Annotated in this window: 1 pseudogene; it reads left to right on the top strand. The window is 66.2% G+C overall.

Annotation, left to right across the window (positions count from 1 at the left end):
• Nucleotides 1-31: 31 nt before the first annotated feature.
• Nucleotides 32-373, top strand: a pseudogene (locus OU11_RS08550) (IS3 family transposase); the annotation flags it as partial.

The following is a 373-nucleotide window of genomic DNA, read 5'->3' as shown; positions in this document are numbered from 1 at the left end:
TTGGACTCCTTGAGCGGGAGGAGTCGTCATCATGGCGAGGTATTCGAGGGAGCAGCGCAGGCGCGCGGCGGAGTTGTACGAGCGGTACGAGCACAGCGCGGCGGACGTGATCCGGGAGCTGGGGTATCCCAGCAAGGAGGCGTTGCGCATGTGGCATCGCGACTGGCTGGAGGAACGGCGCACGGGGATCCCCTCCAGTCGTGGCGAGCATTATTCGAGGTACACGGATGGTCAGAGGCGCGCGGCGGTGGAGCATTACCTGACACATGGCAGGCGTCTGAGCAGGACCATACGCCAAATGGGGTATCCCAGCCGTGAGGTGCTGGCGGCGTGGATCGACGAGCTGGCGCCCGGGGAGCGCGCGGTCAAGCGC

The organism is Bifidobacterium pullorum DSM 20433 (genome assembly GCF_000771405.1).
Taxonomy (GTDB): domain Bacteria; phylum Actinomycetota; class Actinomycetes; order Actinomycetales; family Bifidobacteriaceae; genus Bifidobacterium; species Bifidobacterium pullorum.
The sequence above is the reverse complement of the archived record's forward strand: the minus strand, read 5'-3'. Positions and strand labels throughout refer to the sequence as shown.